The sequence below is a fragment of the Arthrobacter sp. AFG7.2 genome (assembly GCF_002892835.1).
GTDB lineage: Bacteria > Actinomycetota > Actinomycetes > Actinomycetales > Micrococcaceae > Arthrobacter.
The window spans coordinates 1-21,412 of sequence record NZ_PJMB01000011.1; the positions used below are offsets into that span (position 1 = coordinate 1).

Consider the following 21,412-nt stretch of genomic DNA (forward strand, 5'->3'; position numbering starts at 1 on the left):
GATCGGGGAGTGACTATGTTTTCCGGGTGAACCGGGACCTGGTGGTCCTCAATGATGTGAATTCCGGCAACGTGTGGCTGGTGAACCAGAACATGCAGCTGGTCAACAACTGGGACGACGTTGTGCCGCCCAAGAACGAGTCCGACGAGCAGGACCAGGAATCCGCGGACAACAACACCATCAACGTCCTGCCGGACCGCACCAAACCCAACCGGCAGCCGGAAACCAAGCCCGACGCCGTCGGCGTACGTCCCGGACGCACCACCATCCTCAGCGTACTGGACAACGATTCGGACCCTGACGGCGACGTGCTCACCGCCGCAGTCGGAGATTCCGGACCCCGGTCCGGCAGCCTGGAAAAGATCTACGGCGGCACCGCCTTCCAGGTCTCCGTACCGGCAGACGCGAAACCCGGGACCGAAACGTTCAGCTACAGCGCGTCGGACGGCCGCGGCCTCTCCGCAAGCGGGCAGGTCACCCTGAGCGTCGTTGCGCCCGATGATAACAAGCCGCCCCAGTTCAAGCGCGGCGACAACACCACCATGCTCGTGGAACAGGGCAAGACGGTCAGCCAGAATATCCTCACGGACTGGATCGATCCGGACGGCGACGACCTGGTCCTCCTCGACGCGAAGGCGGACAACGAGCAGGACCAGGTGAAGGTCCGGCGCGATGGGCTCCTCACCTTCCAGGACTCCGGCGCGACCGCGGGCAAGAAGAACGTGGACGTCACCATCTGGGACGGCAGGGACACTGTCACCGGAAGAGTCTTGGTCAACGTCCAGCCGCCGGGAGCCCTTGCACCGGTGATCAATGCTGACCATGTCACCGCCGTAGTGGGCCAGGACCTTGTCATCTCGCCGCTGAAGAACGACGTCGATCCCAACGGTGGCGCCCTCCGCCTGGCCCAGGTGGAAGCCAACGGTCCCGCTGAACTCGGTCCCGTGACCGACGGCGGAACGTTCACTTTCCGAAGCACCACCCCCGGCCCGGTCTACTTGACCTACATCGCCAGCAACGGCCCGCAAAGCAGCCAGGGGCTGATCCGCGTTGACGTGGAATCCGGAGATGAGGCCGGCGACCCGGTCGCCGTTCATGACGTGGCACTCATGCCCACCGGTGGAAGCGTGCTGCTGGACCCGCTGGCCAACGACTCCGACCCCTCCGGCGGCGTCCTGGTCCTGCAGTCCGTGAAGCTGCCGGAGAACGCGACGGCGTCCGTCAGCGTGATCAACCACAGCGTCCTGCGCATCACCGACATCCTGGGCACCAAGGACCCGATCCTCTTCGAATACACCATGTCCAACGGGAAGAAGTCGGCCACGGGCAGCGTCTCCGTGGTCCCCGTCCCCGCCCCTGCCGTCGTGGAAGCACCCCAGCCCAAACCGGACGAGGTCAACGTCCGCGTCAACGACGTCGTCACCATCCCGGTGCTGGAAAACGACACGCACCCGCAGGGCCAGGAGCTCGCAGTGGATCCGGTCCTGCCTCAAGGCGTGGATCCCCTGGACGGGAAGAGCTTCGTCTCCGAGAACACCCTCCGCTTTATCGCCGGCAGCCAGCCCAAGACAGTCCGGGCCATTTACAACGCCGTGGACCCGCAGGGTCAGAAGAGCGCCGCCGCAGTGACCATCCACATCCTGCCGCTCGAAGGGGCCGAGAACTCTCGCCCGCAACCGCGCAACCTCACGGCCCGCGTGGTGGCCGCCGGCACGGTCCGGATTCCCGTCCCGCTGGACGGCACCGACCCCGACGGCGACTCGGTGCAGCTGACCGGGATCGACAGTACGCCTGCAATGGGAACGGCCACCGTCGGCAGCAACTTCATCGATTTCACCGCCGCCGGCGACGGCGCCGGAACTGACACTTTCCGCTACAAAGTGGTGGACCGGCAGGGCGCCGTCAACACCGGCACAGTCACCGTGGGCATCGCACCGCGCGGTGAAATCAACCAGAAGCCCACGCCCGTGGATGACGAAGTAAGGGTCCGGCCGGGCCGGCAGATCGCCGTCGACGCAACCGGAAATGACACGGACCCCGACGGCGACCTCATCCGCATCCTCAGCGACGGCATCGAAGCCGACCCCGCGCTGCAGGCTACCGTGAGCAAAACCAGCGGCCGGATTATCCTGCAGGCACCGGCAGAAGCCGGAACCGTCAACGTCCGCTACACCATCGCGGACGACCGTGACGCCTCCGCCCAGGCCACCATCCGGGTGATGGTGGACGACGAGGTGCCCCTCAGGGCGCCCATCGCCCGTGACGACAGGGTGACGTCCGCCCAGACCATGGGGAAGACCGCCGTTGACGTCCCCGTCCTGAAGAACGATGAGGACCCTGACGGCGTAGGGGAAAACCTCAAAATCAGCACCGAGGCCACCACCGCCCGCCCGGGCGCTGACGGAACGATGATCGTGGATCTGGCAGAGCAACCCCAGCTCATCCCCTACACCGTCGAGGATGTTGACGGCCAGCAGTCGACGGCGGTGATCTGGGTACCGGGCCTCGGCCAGCAGATGCCCACCCTGGCCAAGGACGAAGTCCTCGAGGTCGTCGCCGGGCAGTCCGTGGACGTTGATCTGAACGAGTGGATCAAGGTCCGTGAGGGCCGCTCACCCCGGCTCACCCAGAACGACCGCATCAAGCTCATTGGCGCCGACGGCGGTGATCCCGTCATCGGTGACGGCACAGGCCTGAAGTACACGGCAGGCACGGATTACGTGGGTCCCGGCTCGCTCACCTTCGAGGTCACGGACGGCAGCGGCCCGGACGATCCGGAAGGCCTCAAGTCCACCCTGAGCATCCGGACAAAGGTCCTGCCGAACCCCGACAGGAACAACCCACCGGAGCTGCTCGGCGCCACCGTGGAGGTGCCCAAGGGTGACTCCGCCGCTATTGACCTGGGCAAGCTGATCTCGGACCCGGACGGGGACGACGTCGGGAAGATGAAGTACGAACTGGTGGGCGGATCGCCTGCCGGCTTCAACACCAGCCTGGACGGCAACACCCTGAGGGTCTCCGCCGCCGACTCAAGCGGCTCAGGGACCACCGCCGCCGTGCAGGTCAAGGCAAAGGACCCCCGCGGGCTCGAAGCCACTGCCACCTACCAGCTGAAGGTCACGGCCTCGAACCGTCCCAAGCCAGTGGCTAATGATGACGTGCAGGACAACGTTGCCGCCGGCAAACCCGTGACAGTCAATGTGCTGGCCAACGATGCCAACCCCTTCCCGGAGACGGCGCTGAAGATCACTGCTGCCGCAACCGAAACGGGCAGCGGCAACGTGGACGTGAACGGCGACTCCATCACCGTGACGCCCGCGCCGGGGTTCACCGGGACCATGGTTGTGTCCTACACCGTGGCGGACAAGACGGAGGAGCCCTCACGCCAGGCAACTGCCCGGGTCCGCCTTACCGTCAAGGACAAGCCACAGGCTCCCACCACCCCGCAGGCACAGAGCGTGGGGGACCAGACGGCGCTCCTGAACTGGTCGGCACCCGCTGACCGCGGCTCGGCCATCACCAAGTACACCGTGTACGGCGACGGCGGGTTCCAGCAGGACTGCCCGGCCAACACCTGTACACTCAACGGCCTGGTCAACAACACCAAGTACTACTTCCAGGTCACGGCCACCAACGAGTTTGGCGAGTCCGACCGGTCACCGGCCTCTGCCGAGGTACGTCCCGACGTGAAACCCGATACTCCGCTGGCGCCGTCGATGAAGTTCGGCGACAAGGAGCTGTCCATCAACTGGTCCGCACCTGCAAGCAAAGGCTCGCCAGTGAAGTCCTACGACCTGGAGATTTCACCCCCTCCGGCGGGACAAAACGCCCAAATCCAGAACCTGACCGCTGTCAGCTATGTCTGGAAGGGACTGCAGAACGGCGTCTCCTACAAAGTCCGGGTCCTGGCCCGCAACGACGCCAAGGAACCGTCCGAATGGAGCCCTTACTCAGCAGCTGAGGTGCCCGCCGGCGTGCCGGCGACTCCTACGGCCCCCACGGCCGCAGATGGAGGGTCGGTTGGTTCCCAAAGCCAGCTGAAAGTCACATGGGCCGCGCCCAACAACAACGGCGACGCCGTCTCGGCCTACACGCTGACCACCCTCCGGGGCGGCGCTGTGGTGTCCAGCCAGCAGGTGGCCGGCACGTCGCAGAACGTCACCGTGGACAACTCCGAAGCGGGCTATACGTTCACTGTGTCGGCCACCAACAAGGCGGGCACTTCCGGCACCAGCGCGCAGTCCGCTGCTGTCCGTGCCGTGGGTAAGCCCGGCATGGTGAGCCAACCGACAGCAACCCTGATGGACACCGGCGGCGATGGTGGAAGGATCGACGTCAGGTTCACTCCGCTGAACGATGCCCAGCGTAACGGGTCGGCAGCCACCGAAATCACCTACAGATACAGCCTCACCTCGGGCGGCGGCAGCGGCACGATTCCGGCAGGCGGCGGACCTGTTCCGGCGGCCAACGGCACCCCGACCGCCGTTGTGGTCTGGGCCGTATCGACCCGCAGCGCAACTGCCGGCGATGCCAGCCCGGCGTCGAACTCCGTCAATCCTTACGGCCTGGCCTTTGCGCCGGACGTCAACGGCAGCAAGAGCAGCGGCGTGGGGGACGAGACAGTGTCGTGGACGTGGAACGAGCCGAACGGCAACGGCCGGGCGGTGACGGGCTACCAGTACAGCCTGGACAACGGACCGTGGCAGGACACCCAGCAACGGTCCTTCTCCAAGAGTGTTGGGTTCAGCGAGACCCACAAACTAGAGGTCCGTGCCATCAGCGGTGGCCAGAAAGGGCGAATTGGCAGTGATACGTCCCGCAGCGGGGCGGAACCGCCGCCCCCGGTCCCGGACTCGTGGAAGGTCACTGCCCCGGTGCGAACCTGCACCGAGCCGCGGTATGGAACTGACAGCTACCGGAACACCAACCCGGACCAGTGCGTCAGTCCCGGCATCTGGTTCAACGCGGGACGGGTTGCCGAGGCAGATTCCTACGTGGTCTGGTACAAGACCTCGAACAATCCCAGTGGAATCTGGTACCGCCTCTCCACCGGGGAAGCGGCTGGCAACTACGCCAGGTGCGACACCGTCTCACTGGGCTGCAACCCGCCCAACGGCATGCCCCGGCGATAACCCTTCATCAGCTGCAGCACCAGCACACTTACGCACCAAGAGAAAGAGCACCCTATGACCATGACCACCGAGCAGGCCGCCTGGTTTGCCGACACCTTTGAGAAGCTCGTTGCCAACGTGGGGCAGGCGGTGCTGGGCAAGGAGCACGTCATCCGGCTCACCTTCACCGCGATGCTGGCCGAGGGCCACGTGCTGTTCGAGGACGCCCCCGGCACCGGCAAGACCTCCCTGGCCCGGGCGCTTGCGGCCACCGTGCAGGGCTCGAACAACCGCATCCAGTTCACCCCTGACCTGCTGCCCTCGGACGTCACCGGTGTGACCATCTATGACCAGAAGACGCAGAAGTTCGAGTTCCACAAGGGCCCGATCTTCAACAACATCGTCCTTGCCGACGAAATCAACCGTGCCTCGCCGAAGACTCAGTCTGCCCTGCTGGAAGTCATGGAGGAGTCCAGAGTCACAGTGGACGGCGTCACCTATGAGGCAGGGCGGCCGTTCATGGTCATGGCCACGCAGAACCCCATCGAACAGGCCGGGACCTACCGCCTGCCCGAGGCGCAGTTGGACCGCTTCCTGATCAAGACTTCCATCGGCTACCCGGACCACGCCTCCACCGTCCGGCTGCTGGGCGGCTCCAACCTGAAGGACCGGTCCCAGGAACTCTCGGCCGTCATCACCACCCAGGCGGTGGCGGACATGGCGGACCTCGCGGCCACCGTGCACGTGGACACCGCCGTGCTGGAATACATCTCCAGGCTGTGTGAAGAGACCCGCAGTGCCCCTGAAACCCGCCTTGGCGTGTCGGTGCGTGGTGCGTTGGCCATGGTCCGGGCAGCAAAGGTCTGGGCGGCCGGGCAGGGGCGAAACTTCGTCCTCCCGGACGACATCAAGGAACTGGCCTCCGTCGTATGGACCCACCGCTTTGTGATGGATCCCGAAGCGGAGTTCTCCGGAGCCACGCCCGAAGCGGTGCTGACACGGATCCTGGCGGACGTCGCCGCCCCGCAGCAGCGCACCAACGCCTGACGGCCCCGGCCAAACCCACCACTTCCCAAGCACCAACGAAGGCACACATATGTCCAGCGGCACCCCGTTGACCCGGCTCACGGAGCGTCTGAAGCAACCTTTCCCCAGGAACGGCAGTCAAGGCGCCCTGCACCCCTCAGCAGTGTGGGCGGAGGCAAGGAACACCGCAGCCATGGTGTCTGCGCCCGCCTGGCGAACCATCCGTGAGGCCTGGATGAAGCACGCCTGGCCCGTGCTGTCCGTGGTCAGCGTCCTGGGGTGGTCCGTGCTCGCAGCCTCTATCCTGCTCTGGACAACGGGGCAGGCGTTTGGCTGGCAGGAGGCTAAGGCCGCAGCCATTGCGGCGTTCGTCATGTTCGCGATTGCGGTCGCCTTCGTCCTGGGCCGTTCATCCTACGGCGTGGTCCTCGATCTTGCCCGGACGCGGGTGGCAGTGGGGGACAGCGCTGTTGGCAGCATCGCCGTATCCAACACCTCAGCCAGGCCGCTGTTGCCGGCAGCCCTCGAGCTTCCGGTGGGCAACGTCACCGCGGTGTTCCACCTGCCGCGCATGAAGCCGCAACAGGTCCACGAGGATCTCTTCACCATTCCCACGGCGCGCCGGGCCGTGATCGTCGTCGGGCCCGTCAGGTCAGTCCGGGCAGACCCGCTGCACCTCTTGCGCCGGCAGGTCCTGTGGACGGAACCGGAAGACTTGTTCGTCCATCCCCGCACAGTGGCCCTGGCGGGTTCGGCGGCAGGCTTCATCCGGGACCTGGAAGGCATGCCCACCACAGACCTTTCCAGTGCCGACGTCTCCTTTCACGCACTGCGGGACTACGTCCCGGGGGATGACCGGCGGCACATCCACTGGAAAACCACGGCGCGGACCAACAAGCTTATGGTGCGCCAGTTCGAGGAAACCCGCCGCGCCCACCTGGCCATCTCGCTGTCCATCAACACTGATGAATACGCCTCCGAAGCCGAGTTCGAAATGGCCATCTCCGCAGCCGCGTCCATCGGCCGGCAGGCCATCCGGGAGCAGCGCGAGCTGGACGTCCTCACCCAAAAAGGCCCGCTCCGCTGCGAAACCGGCCGGAACATGCTCGACGACATGACGCGCATCATCGGAGCCCCGATGCGCCGGACCGCCGTCGACCTCGCCCGGACCCTTGCCGACACCGTCCCCAACGCCTCCGTAGTCTTTTTCGTGGTGGGCAGCAACGTGACCGCCACGCAGCTGCGCTCCGCCTCCGCTTCCGTCCCGCCGGGAGTCCGCAGCCTCGCCGTCCGCGTCGACGCCGGTGCCCCGCCCACCCGGGCGAACATCGGAGACCTCACGGTCCTGACGCTCGGTGACCTGAATGACCTGGCCATCGTCCTGAGAAAGGCCGCAGCATGACCTCCACCGACGGCCTTCGCCCCCGCTCAGCACGGCAGCGAACCACAGCGCCGCGCACCACCCGGAGCGCTTCGCGGCACCAGCCCGATTCAGCCTTTGCCGACGGCCAGCCGCTCTGGCATTTCATCCTCGACGCCGGTGCCCTGACGGTATTGCTGGGGCTGGGCCTGCTGGGGTTTGGCCTCAGCTTCGGCGGCGACCCCTACTACCTGCTGTCCGGCTTCGGCGGGATCATCCTGGGCCTGGCCCTCGGTGCCGTGAACGCCCACCTGCGGCTGGGGCTGCTCATCACCACCGCCCTTGCCCTGGGCGCCTACCTGGTCTTCGGCACGCTGCTGGCGGTGCCTGACGCCGCCATCGCCGGCTTCGTCCCCACCCTGGACTCGCTCCGCACCCTCCTGCTGGGCATTGTCTTCGCGTGGAAGGACATGCTGACGGTTGGCGTTCCCGTCGGCACAGCCGGCGGCGTGCTGATCGTGCCCTTCCTGAGCTCCATGATCACGGCGCTCGTGGCCGCCATCCTGACCTGGCGCCTGAGGAGCCCCTACTTCCCGCTGTTGCCGGTGCTGGTCCTGTTCGTTACGGGCATCGCGTTCAGCACCAATGCCGCCTTCCTCACCTTGGAACGCGGCATCGGCCTCACCGTTTTGGGCATCGCCTGGGCCACCTTCCGCCGCGATGCCCTCCGGAAAAATTCCACGCGCATGGTCTCGGTCAACAACCCGCAGACGGATTCCGCCACTGCACAGCGGGCGAGGCTCCGCCGGCTGGGTCTGGCCGCCGGCGTCATTGCCGCCAGCGTGGCGGTTACCGCGCTTTCCGCCCCGCTGGTCACCGCGGGCAATGAGCGGAAGGTCCTCCGGAACGTCGTGGTCCCGCCGTTCGACCCGAAGGACTACATCACTCCGCTGGCCAGTTTCCGGACCCTGGTCAAGGACAAGAAGGACGACACGCTGTTCGTGGTCAAGGGCCTGCCCCGCGATGGGCGGGTACGGCTGGGGGCACTGGATGCCTTCAACGGAACCAACTACACCATGGACCCCAACGGCTCCGGCAACTTCAGCAAAGTGGGGGACACTGAGTCGATCAACACCCTGGCTGACACCTCCGGGGTTGTTCCGACCAATGACTACGCGGTTAATATCACCATCGAGGACTACCAGGGTTTCTTCGTTCCCGGGGGCCGCAAGACCACGGGGTTGAGCTTCGACGACACCGCATCAGCCGCGGCATCGGGCTTGTACTTCAATTCCGGCACCGACACCGCAGTCACCACCAGCGGCCTGTCCCGCGGCGATTCCTACAGGGTCCAGGTTTCGGATCCCGTGAAGCTGGAACACGGGCAGCTGACGCAGTACGACTTCGCGAAGCTCTCGCTTCCGGACGCCGTGGAAGTGCCCCCGGTGGTGGGGTCGCAGGCCAATGACCTTTCCGCAGATGCGCCGACGGCGATCGACCGGGTCCGGCAGATCGAAGCCCATTTCCAGAAAACCGGCGCGTTCAGCAACGGGCTGGTCAGCGAGGGCCAGCTGCCCAGCGTCTCCGGCCACGGTTCCGCCCGCATCAGGAACCTCCTGACGGCCAAGCAGATGCTCGGCGACGATGAGCAGTATGCCGTGGCCATGTCCCTGATGCTCCGCCACCTGGGTATCCCGTCCCGTGTGGTGATGGGTTTTTACCCTGAGCCCACCAGCCCGGAAAACGGCGCAGGCGAGGTGAGGATTACCGGCAAGGACGTCCACGCCTGGGTGGAAGTGGCTTTTGAACGGGTGGGCTGGGTGAGCTTCGACCCGACACCGCCCAAGGACAACATTCCCATCCCGCCGGACCCGGAGAACAAGTCGAAACCCAAGCCGCAGGTCCTGCAGCCGCCGCCCCCGCCGCAGGAACCGGCGGACCTTCCCCCGGACTCGTCACCGGATGCGCTGGACGCGGACCAGAAGAAGAACAACCCCTGGCTCTTCTGGGGTGCGCTGCTGGGCGCCCTGGGCATGGCGCTGATCCCGCTGGGCATCCTTGTGCTGCCGCTTCTGCTGATTGCCCTGCTTAAATCACGACGGCGGAAGTCCCGGTTCAGCCAGGGCCATCCGGCGCAGCGCGTGGGCGGCGGCTGGAGCGAAGTGGTCAGCCTTGCCACGGATATGGGAGCCGCCGTGGACACCCGGGCCACCCGCCGCGAGAGTGCCGCAGTCCTGGCCGATGCGTTCCCGGCCGCGGGCAGCACCACCACACTGCTGGCCCGGCGCGCTGATGCCTCCATCTTCGGTGCAGGCCAGCCCAGCGAGGACGAGGTCCGTGAGTACTGGACAATCGTGGACAGCTCCCTTAAGGAGATGACCTCGACGGCCGGTTTCTGGCGGCGGCAGCAAGCGAAATTCTCGCCCAGGTCGCTGCTGGCCGACGCGCGCAAAACCCTCGCAGCGCGCGGCCCCCTGGCACTTCCGGCCCTTAAGGCACCAAACTTTGCCGCCCGCCGTCGTCCGGGAACCGCCGGAAACGGGTCCGACGGAACCAGCTCCCAGGCGGCTCCAACGCCGGAAACGCCCAAGCGCGGACCTGAAGCGCCGTGACGGCGGACCTTCAGACCTGCCCCCGCTGCCGGCAGAACATCCGGGCCGGGGCAGCCTTCTGCACCTCGTGCGGAGCGCCACTGGCCAACCGGGCTGCCCGCAGCCGCCGGAACCTTTACCCCGGCGGGGCTGCAGGCTGCGAACTGCAGGCGGAAGCTCCGGCTGCCCACGGAACGGGGATTCCCGGTACTATCCCGGTAGTACAAAGATCCCCGGCACCTTCTGCCGCGGGGTCAGCAAACGCAGGCACCGGGCGGGGGAGCGCCGGCGGTTTCACCGCGCAGTCGGGGGCCGTCCCAGGGGGAGGAACGGGAATGGCAACGAACCTTGAGCTTGTTCCGGCCACGGCCGGCAAGCGGCTTGGCGCTGCCGTCATTGACTGGCTGCCGCCACTGGCAGTGCTGGTGGTGGCGTTCACCATAGGTTTTGCCGGGATCACGCGCACCCGGAGCGGCCAGTTCATCACCTATGACACGGCGTCGGTGGTGCTGTTCGGCGGCGCCGGTTTGGCCCTGACGGCGGTGTACCTGTTCGTTGTCATGGGGATCGAAGCCAGGACGGGGAAGACCCCGGGAAACCTGCTGATGGGCATCCGCAGCGCGGACAACGACGGTTATGCTCCTGGTGCCGGTGCTGTGTTCCTCCGCGGACTGATCACCGGCGCCGGCATTATCCTGGCGCTCCTGGCTGCCATCCTCGTGGTGGTCTTCAAATGGTTCCAGCCAGCCCTCTTCATCCTCGGGCCCCTGGTGCTGGCCGGCGCCACCTGGGCAGTACTGGTGGTCGTGTCCAACAGCTGGGACAAGAACGGCGGCCTGCGGGGCTGGCACGACAAGGCTGCGAAGGTCCTCGTCTTCGACGTGAAGACGGGACGGGATCCCATCAGCACCGGCGGCATCCAGGGGCCGTACAGCTTCGCGCCGCTGGATCTTCCGCCGGTGCAGCAGGTGCTGTCCCCGGTCCCGGGCACAGCGGCGGCCGCCGGCAGGCCCGCTCCCGTGCAGCCGTCGCCTTTGCAGGCAATGCCCCACGCCGCGCCGGCCTCCTTCGCGCCGCCGGCAGCTTCTGCTCCCGCTGTTCCCTCCCTGCCGGTCCACGGCGGGCAGGGCCCCCGGCACCATGTGGACGACGACGTCGAACGCACCCAGGTGCGCCCGGGGGCAGGCGGGCCGGCGCCTGTCGCTGTCCTCCGCATCCGGCTTGACGACGGCCGCGACTTCCAGCTGGACCGCAGCGTCCTGGTGGGCCGCAACCCGGTGGGGCAGGCCGGCGAACAGCATGCGCAGCTGCTCGCCGTCGACGATCCAGGCCGCTCCATCTCCAAAACCCACCTCCACCTGCTCACCGACGGCCCCGGCATCTGGGTGACCGACCGGAACTCCACCAACGGCAGCGCCGTCACCACCCCCAACGGTGCCAGGACACCCCTTGCACCAGGCGTCCCCACTTTTGTTACCCCGGGATCGAGTGTCCACTTCGGAGACCGGACCTTTTACCTAGGACAGGCATGAACCAAGAGCCCGCCAGCGTTCCCTCCACCGTGCAGCCGGGCCTCAGCCTGAGCTGCGGCTACGGGACAGACCGGGGACTCCGCAGGGAGTTGAATGAGGATTCCTACATCGCTTCCGACCCCGTGTTCGCCGTGGCGGACGGGATGGGCGGCCATGAAGCAGGTGAAGTGGCCAGCGGAATGTGCGTCCGTGCCCTGGCTGCCATCCCACAGCTCGCCACGGGCGAACGGAGCGTGACGGCCGCCGTCCTGCAGCAGTACCTGCTGCAGGCCGACAACTCCATCCGCGAGGCCACGGGCGCGCGCGCCGGGACCACCCTGACCGGGGCCGTGGTGGTGGAGCAGATGGGCATGCCGTACTGGCTTGTCATGAACATCGGTGATTCCCGCACCTACCGCCTCAGCCAGGGGCGGTTTGAGCAGATCAGCGTGGACCACTCCGAGGTGCAGGAACTCGTGGACGCGGGGGAGATTACCGCACAAGAGGCCACCGTCCATCCCCGCCGGCACGTCGTCACGCGGGCGCTGGGCACAGGGGATGAGACCGAGGCCGACTACTGGTTGCTGCCCGTGGAGGAAGGAGACCGTGTCCTGGTTTGTTCGGACGGCCTCACCGGCGAACTGACGGACGAGCACATCCTCCGCGTCCTCAGCACGGTGGGACACCCCCAGGATGCGGCCGACGCCCTGATCCAGGCCGCGCTGCGAAGCGGGGGAAGCGACAACATCACAGTGATCGTGGTGGATGCCAGGAACGTCCTGAACGACGCCGGTGCTGCCACCACTGCGCCGCGACACGACCCGGACGCGGGACACGAAGACACGCTGCCCAGGTCCCAGGCGGCACAGTCCGCAACGCAGCCCTTGCCGGGGCAAAGTGGCGAGGCTGCGGAGCACGAGAGCGGGGAACCCCACCATGACCGGCACTAGGTATGTTCCGGGAACCTGGCTGGGCATCCTCCGCGGGCGCACAGCCGTCCTCCTTGGCCCGGACACCCCGCCAGGCACGGCGGGTGCGCTGTGGGACCTGCTGGGAAGCAGCCCCGAAGTCCACGAGATCCTCCACGCCGTCACCTCCAGCTCGGGAGGCTCACTCACCCGGATCCCCTCATTCGGCATCCTCGATTTCGCCGGGCCCTTGCGGGTCTTCCTGCGCGGTGACCTCGACCTTGCGGTGGACCTGCCGGACGGCCGGGTGGAACTTGACGGGCGGGACGTGACCACGTGGAATGAGCGCCGGTTTGCCCTGCCGGGCGGGTGCAGGCTCAGCATCCCGCGCGCCGGTTCCGCAGGCCAGCCGGAACTTCCTTTGGGCGAAGGGGTCGTCCTGCTGCAGTCCCTGGCGCTCGCGCTGGGACCCGGCCAGCCGGAGCTGGCACCTGCCCCGGTCCCGCAGGCCGCTGTGGTGGTGGACCCGGCAGGAATCGCCGACGTCCGGGACGCCCCGCCTGCTGCCGACGATGCTGTGGGACTGACCATGGCCCCGGAGGACGAAGCCTCGGTGGAGACGGTTCTTGGGGTGCTCGACGACGACCTCCAGGATGACGGCGTTCCCGAGAGTGAAGGCGTGCCTGAGGGCGACGCGCCGGCTGAGGACGACGTCGAGCAGGTGGAAGAGCCTGCTCCCGGGGTGGGGCCCGGGCCCGTGGGCGAAAACACTGCGCCCGATCCGGTGCCGGGAGATTCCCTGGCGCCGGCAGCACAGCCGGCCGATCCCGTTCAGCCCGAAACGATGACGGCCGACAGCGACCAGACCAGCTCCTATGACCACCTGTGGGAGCGCACGGTCATGCGGAGCATCGAGGACGCAGCTGTGCGTGACGACGGCGAGGACAGCTCCCGGGACGACTCCGGGGACGGGCGCAACACCGGGGCTGCCCTGGTAGCGCCGGAGGTGGCAGCACCGCCTGCTGTACCAGCCCCGGACCAGGGCGACCCGGAAACACCGCACGGGCCGACGGGCGCGCAGGATTACACTCCGTCCGCGCCCGCGCCGTCCGTGCCCGCGCTGTCCACACCGGCTCCCATCCACGCTGCCCCTGCCGGGGGGCTCATTGATTCCGTTCCGTGGAAGAAGGCGGCAGGCGCGGCACCCGGACAGGCCACCGCACCCGCACAGGCCACGGCACCAGTGGAGGCTCCATCGGTCCCTCCACTGGCCGCGCCTCCATTGGCCCCTCCGCTGGCGCCGGTGCCGGCCGCTGTCCCCGCGCCTCCTGTTGAGCGAGCCGCTTTCGACGACGACCATGACGGCCAGACGGTCATGAAGAGCAGCCTCGCCGCTTCGGCCGGACGGCCCCTGCCGACGGTCGCAGAAGACGCGTCCGCAGGCCCGACAGTCCTTGCCCGCGTCTGCAGCCAGGGCCATCCGAACCCTCCCACCCGCTCGCAGTGCTCCGCCTGTGGCGCCGCACTGCTCCCGGATGCCGTCCAGGTGAGCCGGCCCAGATTGGGACGGGCGCGCCTGTCCACCGGAGAGCTGCTGGACCTTGACCAGTCCCTGATCATCGGACGGCAGCCGTCCGTGTCCCGGGTCCAGGGCGGCGTCATGCCCCGGCTGGTCCAGGTGCCGAGCCCCGAAGGGGACATCTCGCGGTCCCATGTGGAGGTCAGGCTGGAGGGCTGGCACGTGATGCTGTGTGACCTCAAGGCCACCAACGGCACTGTCCTGGTGCGCGAAGGCCAGCAGCCCCGCCGCCTGGCGCAGAACGAGATGGCCATCCTGCTGGATGGGGACATCGCCGAACTGGGCGACAACATCTCGTTGCGTTTTGAGGAGATTCCTTGAGTTCCAAACGGCCTGTGGCGCCGCCGCCCCGCATCCAGGGGTTCACCTATATCAGCCTGCTTGGCTCCGGCGGTTTCTCCGACGTCTACCTTTACGAACAGGACAGGCCGCGCCGGAAAGTCGCGGTCAAGGTGCTGCTGTCAGACCTGAAGACAGAGGGTGCCCGGCGGCGCTTCGAGTCCGAGGCCAACCTGATGGCGCAGCTGTCCTCGCACCCGTACATCGTCACCATCTTCGAAGCCGAAGTAACCGATGACGGGCACTCCTACCTGGCCATGGAGTACTGCTCCAGGCCCAGCCTCGATGTCCGGTACCGCCGGCAGCGCTTCAGCGTGGATGAAGTCCTGGCCGTCGGCATCCAGGTGGCCTCCGCCGTCGAAACCGCCCACCGTGCCGGCATCGCCCACCGGGACATCAAACCTGCCAACATCCTGGTCACGGACTATAACCGCCCGGCCCTCACCGACTTCGGTATCTCCGGCACCCTGGCCGGGGATCCGGATGACGATTCGGGCATGTCCATTCCCTGGTCCCCGCCGGAACAATTCACTGACGGAGCCGTCGACGGGGTCCTGGTGGACGTGTGGGCACTCGGTGCCACGCTGTACACCCTCCTGGCCGGACGGTCGCCCTTTGTCATGCCGGGTGCGGACAACTCCCCGCGTGAGCTGATTAACCGGATCAGCAACAGTCCGCTGCCGCGCCTTGGCCGTGCGGACGTACCCGAGTCGCTGGAACTGGCCCTCTCCACGGCGATGGCGAAGTCGCCGCGGGCCCGCTACTCCTCCGCGCACGCCTTTGCCCTGGCCCTGCAGCGCATCCAGGCCGAGCTCAATCTGTCCGTGACGCCCTTCGAAGTGCTGGAAGAACCGCACCAGGAGGACAACCGGCCGGACGACGGCTTCGAGGAGACCAGGGTCCGGAGCATCGCAGCAATCGATCCGGAACGGACGGGAAGCGCGCCCACTTTTCCGGCGCGCACCCGGCCGCAGGACACCGGCGGGAAGGGCCCGGCAAAGGGTGGTCCGCCGTCACGGCTTACCCCGACGGCAGCAGCCGCGCCCTCCCTGCCGATGCCGGCACCTGTCCCGCCGGCGCAGCCACAGCCACAGCCGCAGGAGTGGGCGCACGCCACCGTCCTGCGCGGTTCAGCCACAGGCGCTCCGGCAGGCCGCGACGACGCCACACTGGCCGGGAGCTCCCATCGCGGGGGCGCTGACACGGCGGATACTACCGTTCACAGGCCGGCACGGGTGGAAGAGCCGGCGGCACCAGGTCCGGCCGCTGACCACGGTAAACGCAATCTTTGGCTCGCGCTCTCGGGCGGCACCCTGCTGGCCCTGACCGCGGTGGTGGGCCTGGTGGTGGCGAACGCGTCGCCGGACACACCCAAGGCCGTGGAAACGCAGCAGGCCAGCAAGCCGCCGGCCGATGCCCTGGACAACGGCACGGTGCCGGACGTGGAAGGGCTCACCGGAACCGCAGCCGGGGACGGCAATGCGTCCTTCACCTGGGTGAACCCGCAGCCCAAAGCGGGGGACACCTACAAGTGGCGGGTGTATACCATCGGGGGTGGCGGGGAGTACCAGTCCGTCGACCAGCCGCCGGTCAGGGTGACGGCCAATCCGTCGGGAGAGACCTGCATCCAGGTGATGATTGTCCGCTCCGACGGTGCGTTTTCCCCCATGGAGGAAAGCTCCATCGCCTGCACCGGCCCCTGAGCCGCGGAATTTCTTCAGCAAGAGCACAACAAGCAACAGCACGATGACGGTACGTACAGTTCTGCCCACGAGGAGGCACGGAAAATGGGGGATCTAGCAATAGATTTCTGTGGTGAATGGTACGAGCCATCGGACGAGGACGTCTTCAACATCGGCCGCGAAGGCGACCTTGAAGTTGATGACAACCCCTACCTGCACCGGCAGTTCCTGCAGGTGGCCCGCTACGACGGGATCTGGTGGCTCAGCAACGTGGGCAGTATGCTCTCGGCCACGGTGGCCGACGCTTCCGGCGGGATGCAGGCCTGGCTCTCGCCCGGCGCCCGGATTCCACTGGTCTTCAGCCACACCAACATCATCTTCACCGCGGGGCCTACCACCTATGAGTTTGCCGTGCACCTGAAGACCCCGTCGTTCCGGCAGGAGGCGCGCGAGGGGGACAGCAACGGGGACACCACCATCGGCCCTGTCGTCTTCACCGACTCCCAGAAGGCACTCATCGTGGCGCTCGCCGAGCCCATGCTCCGGCGGGAGGGGACGGGCTTCAGTGCCATCCCGTCCTCAGCCGCGGCGGCCAAAACCCTGGGATGGGCCCTGACCCGATTCAACCGGAAGCTGGACAATGTGTGCGACAAGCTCGACCGTGTGGGTGTGGTGGGGCTGCGTGGGGGCGGCGGCAAACTCGCCACGAACCGCCGCGCCCGGCTTGTGGAGCACGCTGTCACCTCGCACCTGGTGACGCCGGATGACCTGTACCTGCTGGAAAAGATGAGGGGCGTGGACGAAGGATGAGGATCCGGCTAACGCTCCGCCGGGACCCTGCAGAGTCCAAGGACCTGGCCGTTACGGTGGACGGCCTGGCCACGGTGGCCGATACCGCCGCCGTGCTGTGGACCGCAGACCCCGCCCGCAAAGGCACGCCCGCGCCGGAGAACCTCTCGCTGCGGATCGAGGAGGCGTTCGTGGGTGCCGGCCTGAGCGGAAACTTGCTCACCCGGACAGACAACCTCCTTGAGTCCGGCCTCCGGCCTGGGTCGGTGGTGTCCCTGGCGCAGGTGAGCACCCAGTTCGACGTGCCCGGTGCCGCCCGCGGTCCGGCAGCCGCCACCCTCCGCGTCCTGTCAGGACCCGACGCCGGCCGCGAGTTTTCCCTGCCTACCGGCACCAGCTACATCGGCCGGGACCGGGACGTGGACATCCGCCTCTCGGACCCCCTGACCTCCAAACGGCATGCCCGCATCACCGTGGGTGACGGCGTCGAAATCGTGGACACCAACTCCGCCAACGGACTGTTGATGGACGGGCTCCCCGTCACCCGGGCGACACTTAATTCCTCGGACACGGTGACCCTGGGCGACACCACCGTGACGGTGGTGCCGCTGGGGCACAACCACGCGGCAGCACCGACGTCGCCCCTGGTGAACTTCAACCGGTCACCGCGCGTGGTTCCCCGCTTCGAGGAACCCAAGCGCGTAGTACCGGCCGGGCCAAAGCGGCCAGAGGACAATCCGTTCCCGTTCATCATGATGATCGCCCCGCTCCTGATGGGTGCAGTGATCTTCGCGGTGACCAGCAACCCGCTCTCGGTGCTGTTCATGCTGATGATGCCGCTTTTCATCCTGGGCCACTACGTGGACCAGAAGATGCGCAGCCGGCGCCAGCAGAAGGAACAGCTCAAGCACTTCCGCGCCTCCATGGCCGCCTTCCGCCAGGACCTCACCGAACTCCAGCAGGTGGAACGGGCCGTCCGGCTGCAGGAAGCACCATCGGTCAGCGACACTGTTGATGCCATCTACAAACTCGGCCCGCTGCTGTGGACACACCGTCCTGAGCACCAGGGGTTCCTGGGACTCAGGTTCGGCCTGGGGACCTCACCCTCAAGGGTCCGGCTGGAGGAACCGCAAAACAATGACACCGAGGTGCAGTACGCCCGGGAAATCCAGGACTGCCTGAAGCAGTTCAGCGACATCGAGGGCGTTCCCGTGGTCTCGCAACTGCGGTCCTCCGGTTCCCTCGGCGTCGCCGGTGCCCGTGGCCTGGTGGACGATGTCGCCCGCGGCATGGTCCTGCAGCTGGTGGGGCTGCACTCACCCGCGGAGGTGGTCCTCGCAGCCATCACCTCAGCCCAGTCCCGGGAACGGTGGAACTGGCTGCAGTGGCTTCCGCACGTCGGTTCGGGGCACAGCCCTCTCGCCGGTGACCATTTGGCGGCCGGTTCGGCCGGCGGCTCCTCCCTGCTGGCCCGGCTTGAAGACCTGCTCGACGCCCGGGAGGCCGTAGCCAAACGGTCCGGCCCGGACCTGCGGCCGGAGGTGGACCCTGCCAAGCATCAGGTGGAGGCGCCAGTGCTGCCGGCTGTGCTGGTGATCGTTGAGGACGATGCGCCGGTGGACCGCGGGCGGCTCACGAGGCTTGCGGAGCGCGGGCCCGACTCCGGCGTCCACGTCATCTGGGTTGCCACCGACATCCAGTCGCTTCCCGCAGCCTGCCGGGACTTCATGGTGGTGGACGGGGACCATGGCACCACGACCGGCCAGGTCCGGCTGGGCAGGCACACCTACCCGGTCAGCTGCGAAAGCGTTGATGCGGAGCTGGCCGCCCAGCTGGCGCGGATGCTGGCGCCGGTCATGGATGTGGGCAAGCCCGTCAACGACGATTCCGACCTTCCGCGGGCCGTCTCCTACGCCACACTGATCGGCAAGGACTTCCTGGACAATCCCCAGTCCGTGGCTGAACGCTGGACGGAAAACAACTCCGTGCACGCCGGCGCCGTTGCCAACCGCAAGGACAACGGAACCCTCCGCGCCCTGGTGGGTTCCAAAGGCATCGAGCCGCTGTACCTCGACCTGAAAAATGAGGGCCCGCACGCCCTGGTGGGCGGCACCACCGGTGCCGGCAAATCCGAATTCCTGCAGTCCTGGGTGATGGGAATGGCCGCCGCCTACAGTCCTGACCGCGTCAGCTTCCTGTTCGTGGACTACAAAGGCGGCGCGGCCTTCGCCGACTGCATCAACCTTCCCCACACCGTGGGCCTGGTGACCGACCTTTCGCCACACCTAGTCCGGCGTGCCCTCACCTCGCTGCGCGCTGAACTCCACTACCGCGAACACCTGCTCAACAGGAAGAAGGCCAAGGACCTGCTGGCCCTCCAGCGCGAAGCCGACCCGGACGCACCGCCGTACCTGGTGATCGTCGTGGACGAGTTTGCTGCGCTGGCCAACGAGGTGCCCGAGTTCGTGGACGGCGTGGTGGACGTGGCAGCGCGCGGCCGGTCGCTGGGCCTGCACCTCATCCTGGCCACCCAGCGTCCGGCAGGCGTCATCAAGGACAGCCTGCGGGCCAACACCAACCTCCGGGTGGCACTGCGGATGGCTGATGAGGACGACGCCACTGACATCCTGGGGGTGCCCGACGCGGCCTACTTCGACCCGGCCATCCCCGGCCGCGGCGCCGCGAAGACCGGGCCCGGCCGCATCCAGGGCTTCCAGACCGGCTACGCAGGCGGCTGGACCACGGAGAAACCGCAGCGGCCGCAGATCGACGTCGTGGAAATGGCCTTCGGCTCCGGGCCCAGCTGGGAAGCACCGGCGCCGGAAAAACCCGAAGCGGCAGAGCCTGCAGGTCCCAACGACATTGCCCGGATGACAGCCACGATCGTCCGGGCCGCGGAGTCCCTGTCCATCAGCGCCCCGCGCAAACCCTGGCTGGACGAACTGGCCAAGACCTACGACTTTTCGAGGCTGCCCAACCCGCGCACGGACGAACAGCTCCTCCTGGGCGTTGCCGACGACCCCGCGCGGCAGGCGCAGCCAACCGTGTTCTACGAACCGGACCAGGACGGCAACATGGCCATCTACGGCACCGGCGGCTCCGGAAAGTCAGCGGCACTGCGCGGCATCGCCATTGCGGCAGCCATCACCCCGAGAGGCGGGCCGGTCCACGTCTACGGGATCGACTGCGGCTCGGCCGGGCTGAGCATGCTGGAAGAGCTTCCGCACGTCGGGGAAATCATCAATGGCGACGACGTTGAACGCGTGGGGCGGCTCCTGCGCCTGCTGAGGGACATCGCTGAGCAGCGCTCGGCCAAGTTCGCCGAGGTCCGCGCCGCCACCATCGTCGAGTACCGCAAGCTGGCCAACAGGCCTGATGAAAAACGCATCTTTGTGCTGGTGGACGGCATGTCCGCGTTCCGGGAGGCATACGAACACAGCAAACTGTCAGCCCTGTGGGACATCTTCCTCCAGCTGGCCACAGACGGCCGCACCCTTGGCATTCACCTGGTGGTCACCGGGGACAGGCCCAATGCGGTGCCGGCATCACTGCTGGCTTCCATCCAGCGCCGCCTGGTCCTGCGGCTCTCGTCCGAGGACGATTACATTTCCATGGACGTGCCGCGGGACGTCCTTACCTCTGCCTCGCCTCCCGGACGCGGCCTGCTGGACGGGCTCGAAGTCCAACTGGCGGTCCTCGGCGGGAACTCCAACCTGGCGCTGCAGGCCCGCGAGGTGCACAAGCTCAGCGAAGCCATGCTGCGCCAGGGGCTGGACGCCGCCCCGGGAGTCGAAAGGCTCCCGGAGCAGGTGGACCTCGATGTCCTGCCTGCAGGCGGCCAAGGACTTCCGGTGATCGGCGTGGACGACGAAACGCTGCTGCCCGCCGAGATCCTGGCCAGGGGCCCCCTGCTCCTGGCAGGCCCACCGGGCGCAGGCCGCACCGTGGCCCTGGTGACGCTCGCCTATGCATTGCGGCGGTCCAATCCCGACACCGAGCTAATCTACATCGGGGCCCGCCGCTCCGCCGTCGCCTCCCTCCCGCTCTGGAACCGCTCAGTGGTGGGCGCAGACGATCTTGCCGAGGTTGTTGAGGACCTGGTTGAACACTCATCCGGAAATCCGGGGGCGTTGGCCATCTTCATCGAAGGCCTCACCGAGTTCACCGACACCTTGGCGGAATCGGGCGTTGCGCAGCTGGTGACCGCATCCATCAAGGCCGACCAATGGGTGGTGGGGGAGTCCGAAACGTCCACCTGGTCCTCTGCATGGTCCCTTGCGCAACCGTTCAAATCCGGCCGCCGCGGACTGCTGCTCAATCCGGGCGACATCGAAGGGGACAGCCTGCTCAACACCTCCCTGGGCCGCGTCAGCCCGGACTTCATCCCGGGCCGCGGTTATGTGGTGGGACGCGGTAAAGCGCGGAAGATCCAAGTGGCGCTGCCTCCCGAAAACAGGGACTGACGCGCCTGCCCGCCCGGCACCGCGCCGGGCGGGCATCTGCCTTGCTGGTGGGG

At 67.2% G+C, this 21,412-nt stretch carries 10 protein-coding genes and 1 pseudogene; all 11 read left to right on the top strand.

Going from position 1 to position 21,412, the window contains the following annotated elements; genetic code table 11:
* Positions 1–5,132 (top strand): Ig-like domain-containing protein (locus tag CXX84_RS16175; protein WP_102977752.1); only part of this gene is annotated, 5,132 nt, incomplete at its 5' end.
* A gap of 54 nt (positions 5,133–5,186) precedes the next feature.
* The gene (locus tag CXX84_RS16180; protein WP_102977753.1) at positions 5,187–6,158 is read left to right on the top strand and encodes an AAA family ATPase; all 972 of its coding nucleotides are present in this window, start codon (positions 5,187–5,189) and stop codon (positions 6,156–6,158) included.
* Between the two features lie 49 nt (positions 6,159–6,207).
* Positions 6,208–7,539, top strand: a complete 1,332-nt coding sequence (locus CXX84_RS16185; RefSeq protein ID WP_102977754.1) for a DUF58 domain-containing protein — start codon at positions 6,208–6,210, stop codon at positions 7,537–7,539.
* A complete protein-coding gene (locus CXX84_RS16190; RefSeq protein ID WP_223253128.1) occupies positions 7,536–10,109 on the top strand; it encodes a transglutaminase domain-containing protein in 2,574 nt (857 codons plus the stop codon). The genes CXX84_RS16185 and CXX84_RS16190 overlap by 4 nt, the downstream gene beginning before the upstream one ends.
* Positions 10,106–10,186 (top strand): annotated as a pseudogene (locus CXX84_RS19560) (zinc-ribbon domain-containing protein); the annotation flags it as partial. The gene CXX84_RS16190 and the pseudogene CXX84_RS19560, both read left to right, overlap by 4 nt.
* 237 nt (positions 10,187–10,423) lie before the next feature.
* A complete protein-coding gene (locus tag CXX84_RS16195) occupies positions 10,424–11,620 on the top strand; it encodes an RDD family protein (protein WP_102977755.1) in 1,197 nt (398 codons plus the stop codon).
* The gene (locus tag CXX84_RS16200; RefSeq protein ID WP_102977756.1) at positions 11,617–12,549 is read left to right on the top strand and encodes a PP2C family protein-serine/threonine phosphatase; all 933 of its coding nucleotides are present in this window, start codon (positions 11,617–11,619) and stop codon (positions 12,547–12,549) included. Before CXX84_RS16195 ends, CXX84_RS16200 begins: the two co-directional genes overlap by 4 nt.
* A complete protein-coding gene (locus CXX84_RS16205; protein WP_102977757.1) occupies positions 12,536–14,407 on the top strand; it encodes an FHA domain-containing protein in 1,872 nt (623 codons plus the stop codon). The genes CXX84_RS16200 and CXX84_RS16205 overlap by 14 nt, the downstream gene beginning before the upstream one ends.
* Entirely contained in the window at positions 14,404–16,128 is a 1,725-nt protein-coding gene (locus tag CXX84_RS16210) for a serine/threonine-protein kinase (protein ID WP_102977758.1), read from the top strand. The genes CXX84_RS16205 and CXX84_RS16210 overlap by 4 nt, the downstream gene beginning before the upstream one ends.
* Before the next feature lie 84 nt (positions 16,129–16,212).
* On the top strand, positions 16,213–16,917 hold the full coding sequence (locus CXX84_RS16215; protein WP_102977759.1) for a hypothetical protein: 705 nt from the start codon (positions 16,213–16,215) through the stop codon (positions 16,915–16,917).
* Positions 16,914–21,359: an FtsK/SpoIIIE domain-containing protein gene (locus tag CXX84_RS16220; protein ID WP_102977760.1), complete on the top strand. Its 4,446-nt coding sequence runs from the start codon at positions 16,914–16,916 to the stop codon at positions 21,357–21,359. The genes CXX84_RS16215 and CXX84_RS16220 overlap by 4 nt, the downstream gene beginning before the upstream one ends.
* Positions 21,360–21,412: the final 53 nt, after the last annotated feature.

Coding starts and splice junctions, on each gene's coding strand:
- CXX84_RS16190 (WP_223253128.1), top strand. CDS start 7,536: ATGACCTCCACCGACGGCCTTCGCCCCCGCTCAGCACGGCAGCGAACC.
- CXX84_RS16220 (WP_102977760.1), top strand. CDS start 16,914: ATGAGGATCCGGCTAACGCTCCGCCGGGACCCTGCAGAGTCCAAGGAC.
- CXX84_RS16185 (WP_102977754.1), top strand. CDS start 6,208: ATGTCCAGCGGCACCCCGTTGACCCGGCTCACGGAGCGTCTGAAGCAA.
- CXX84_RS16215 (WP_102977759.1), top strand. CDS start 16,213: ATGGGGGATCTAGCAATAGATTTCTGTGGTGAATGGTACGAGCCATCG.
- CXX84_RS16205 (WP_102977757.1), top strand. CDS start 12,536: ATGACCGGCACTAGGTATGTTCCGGGAACCTGGCTGGGCATCCTCCGC.
- CXX84_RS16180 (WP_102977753.1), top strand. CDS start 5,187: ATGACCATGACCACCGAGCAGGCCGCCTGGTTTGCCGACACCTTTGAG.
- CXX84_RS16195 (WP_102977755.1), top strand. CDS start 10,424: ATGGCAACGAACCTTGAGCTTGTTCCGGCCACGGCCGGCAAGCGGCTT.
- CXX84_RS16200 (WP_102977756.1), top strand. CDS start 11,617: ATGAACCAAGAGCCCGCCAGCGTTCCCTCCACCGTGCAGCCGGGCCTC.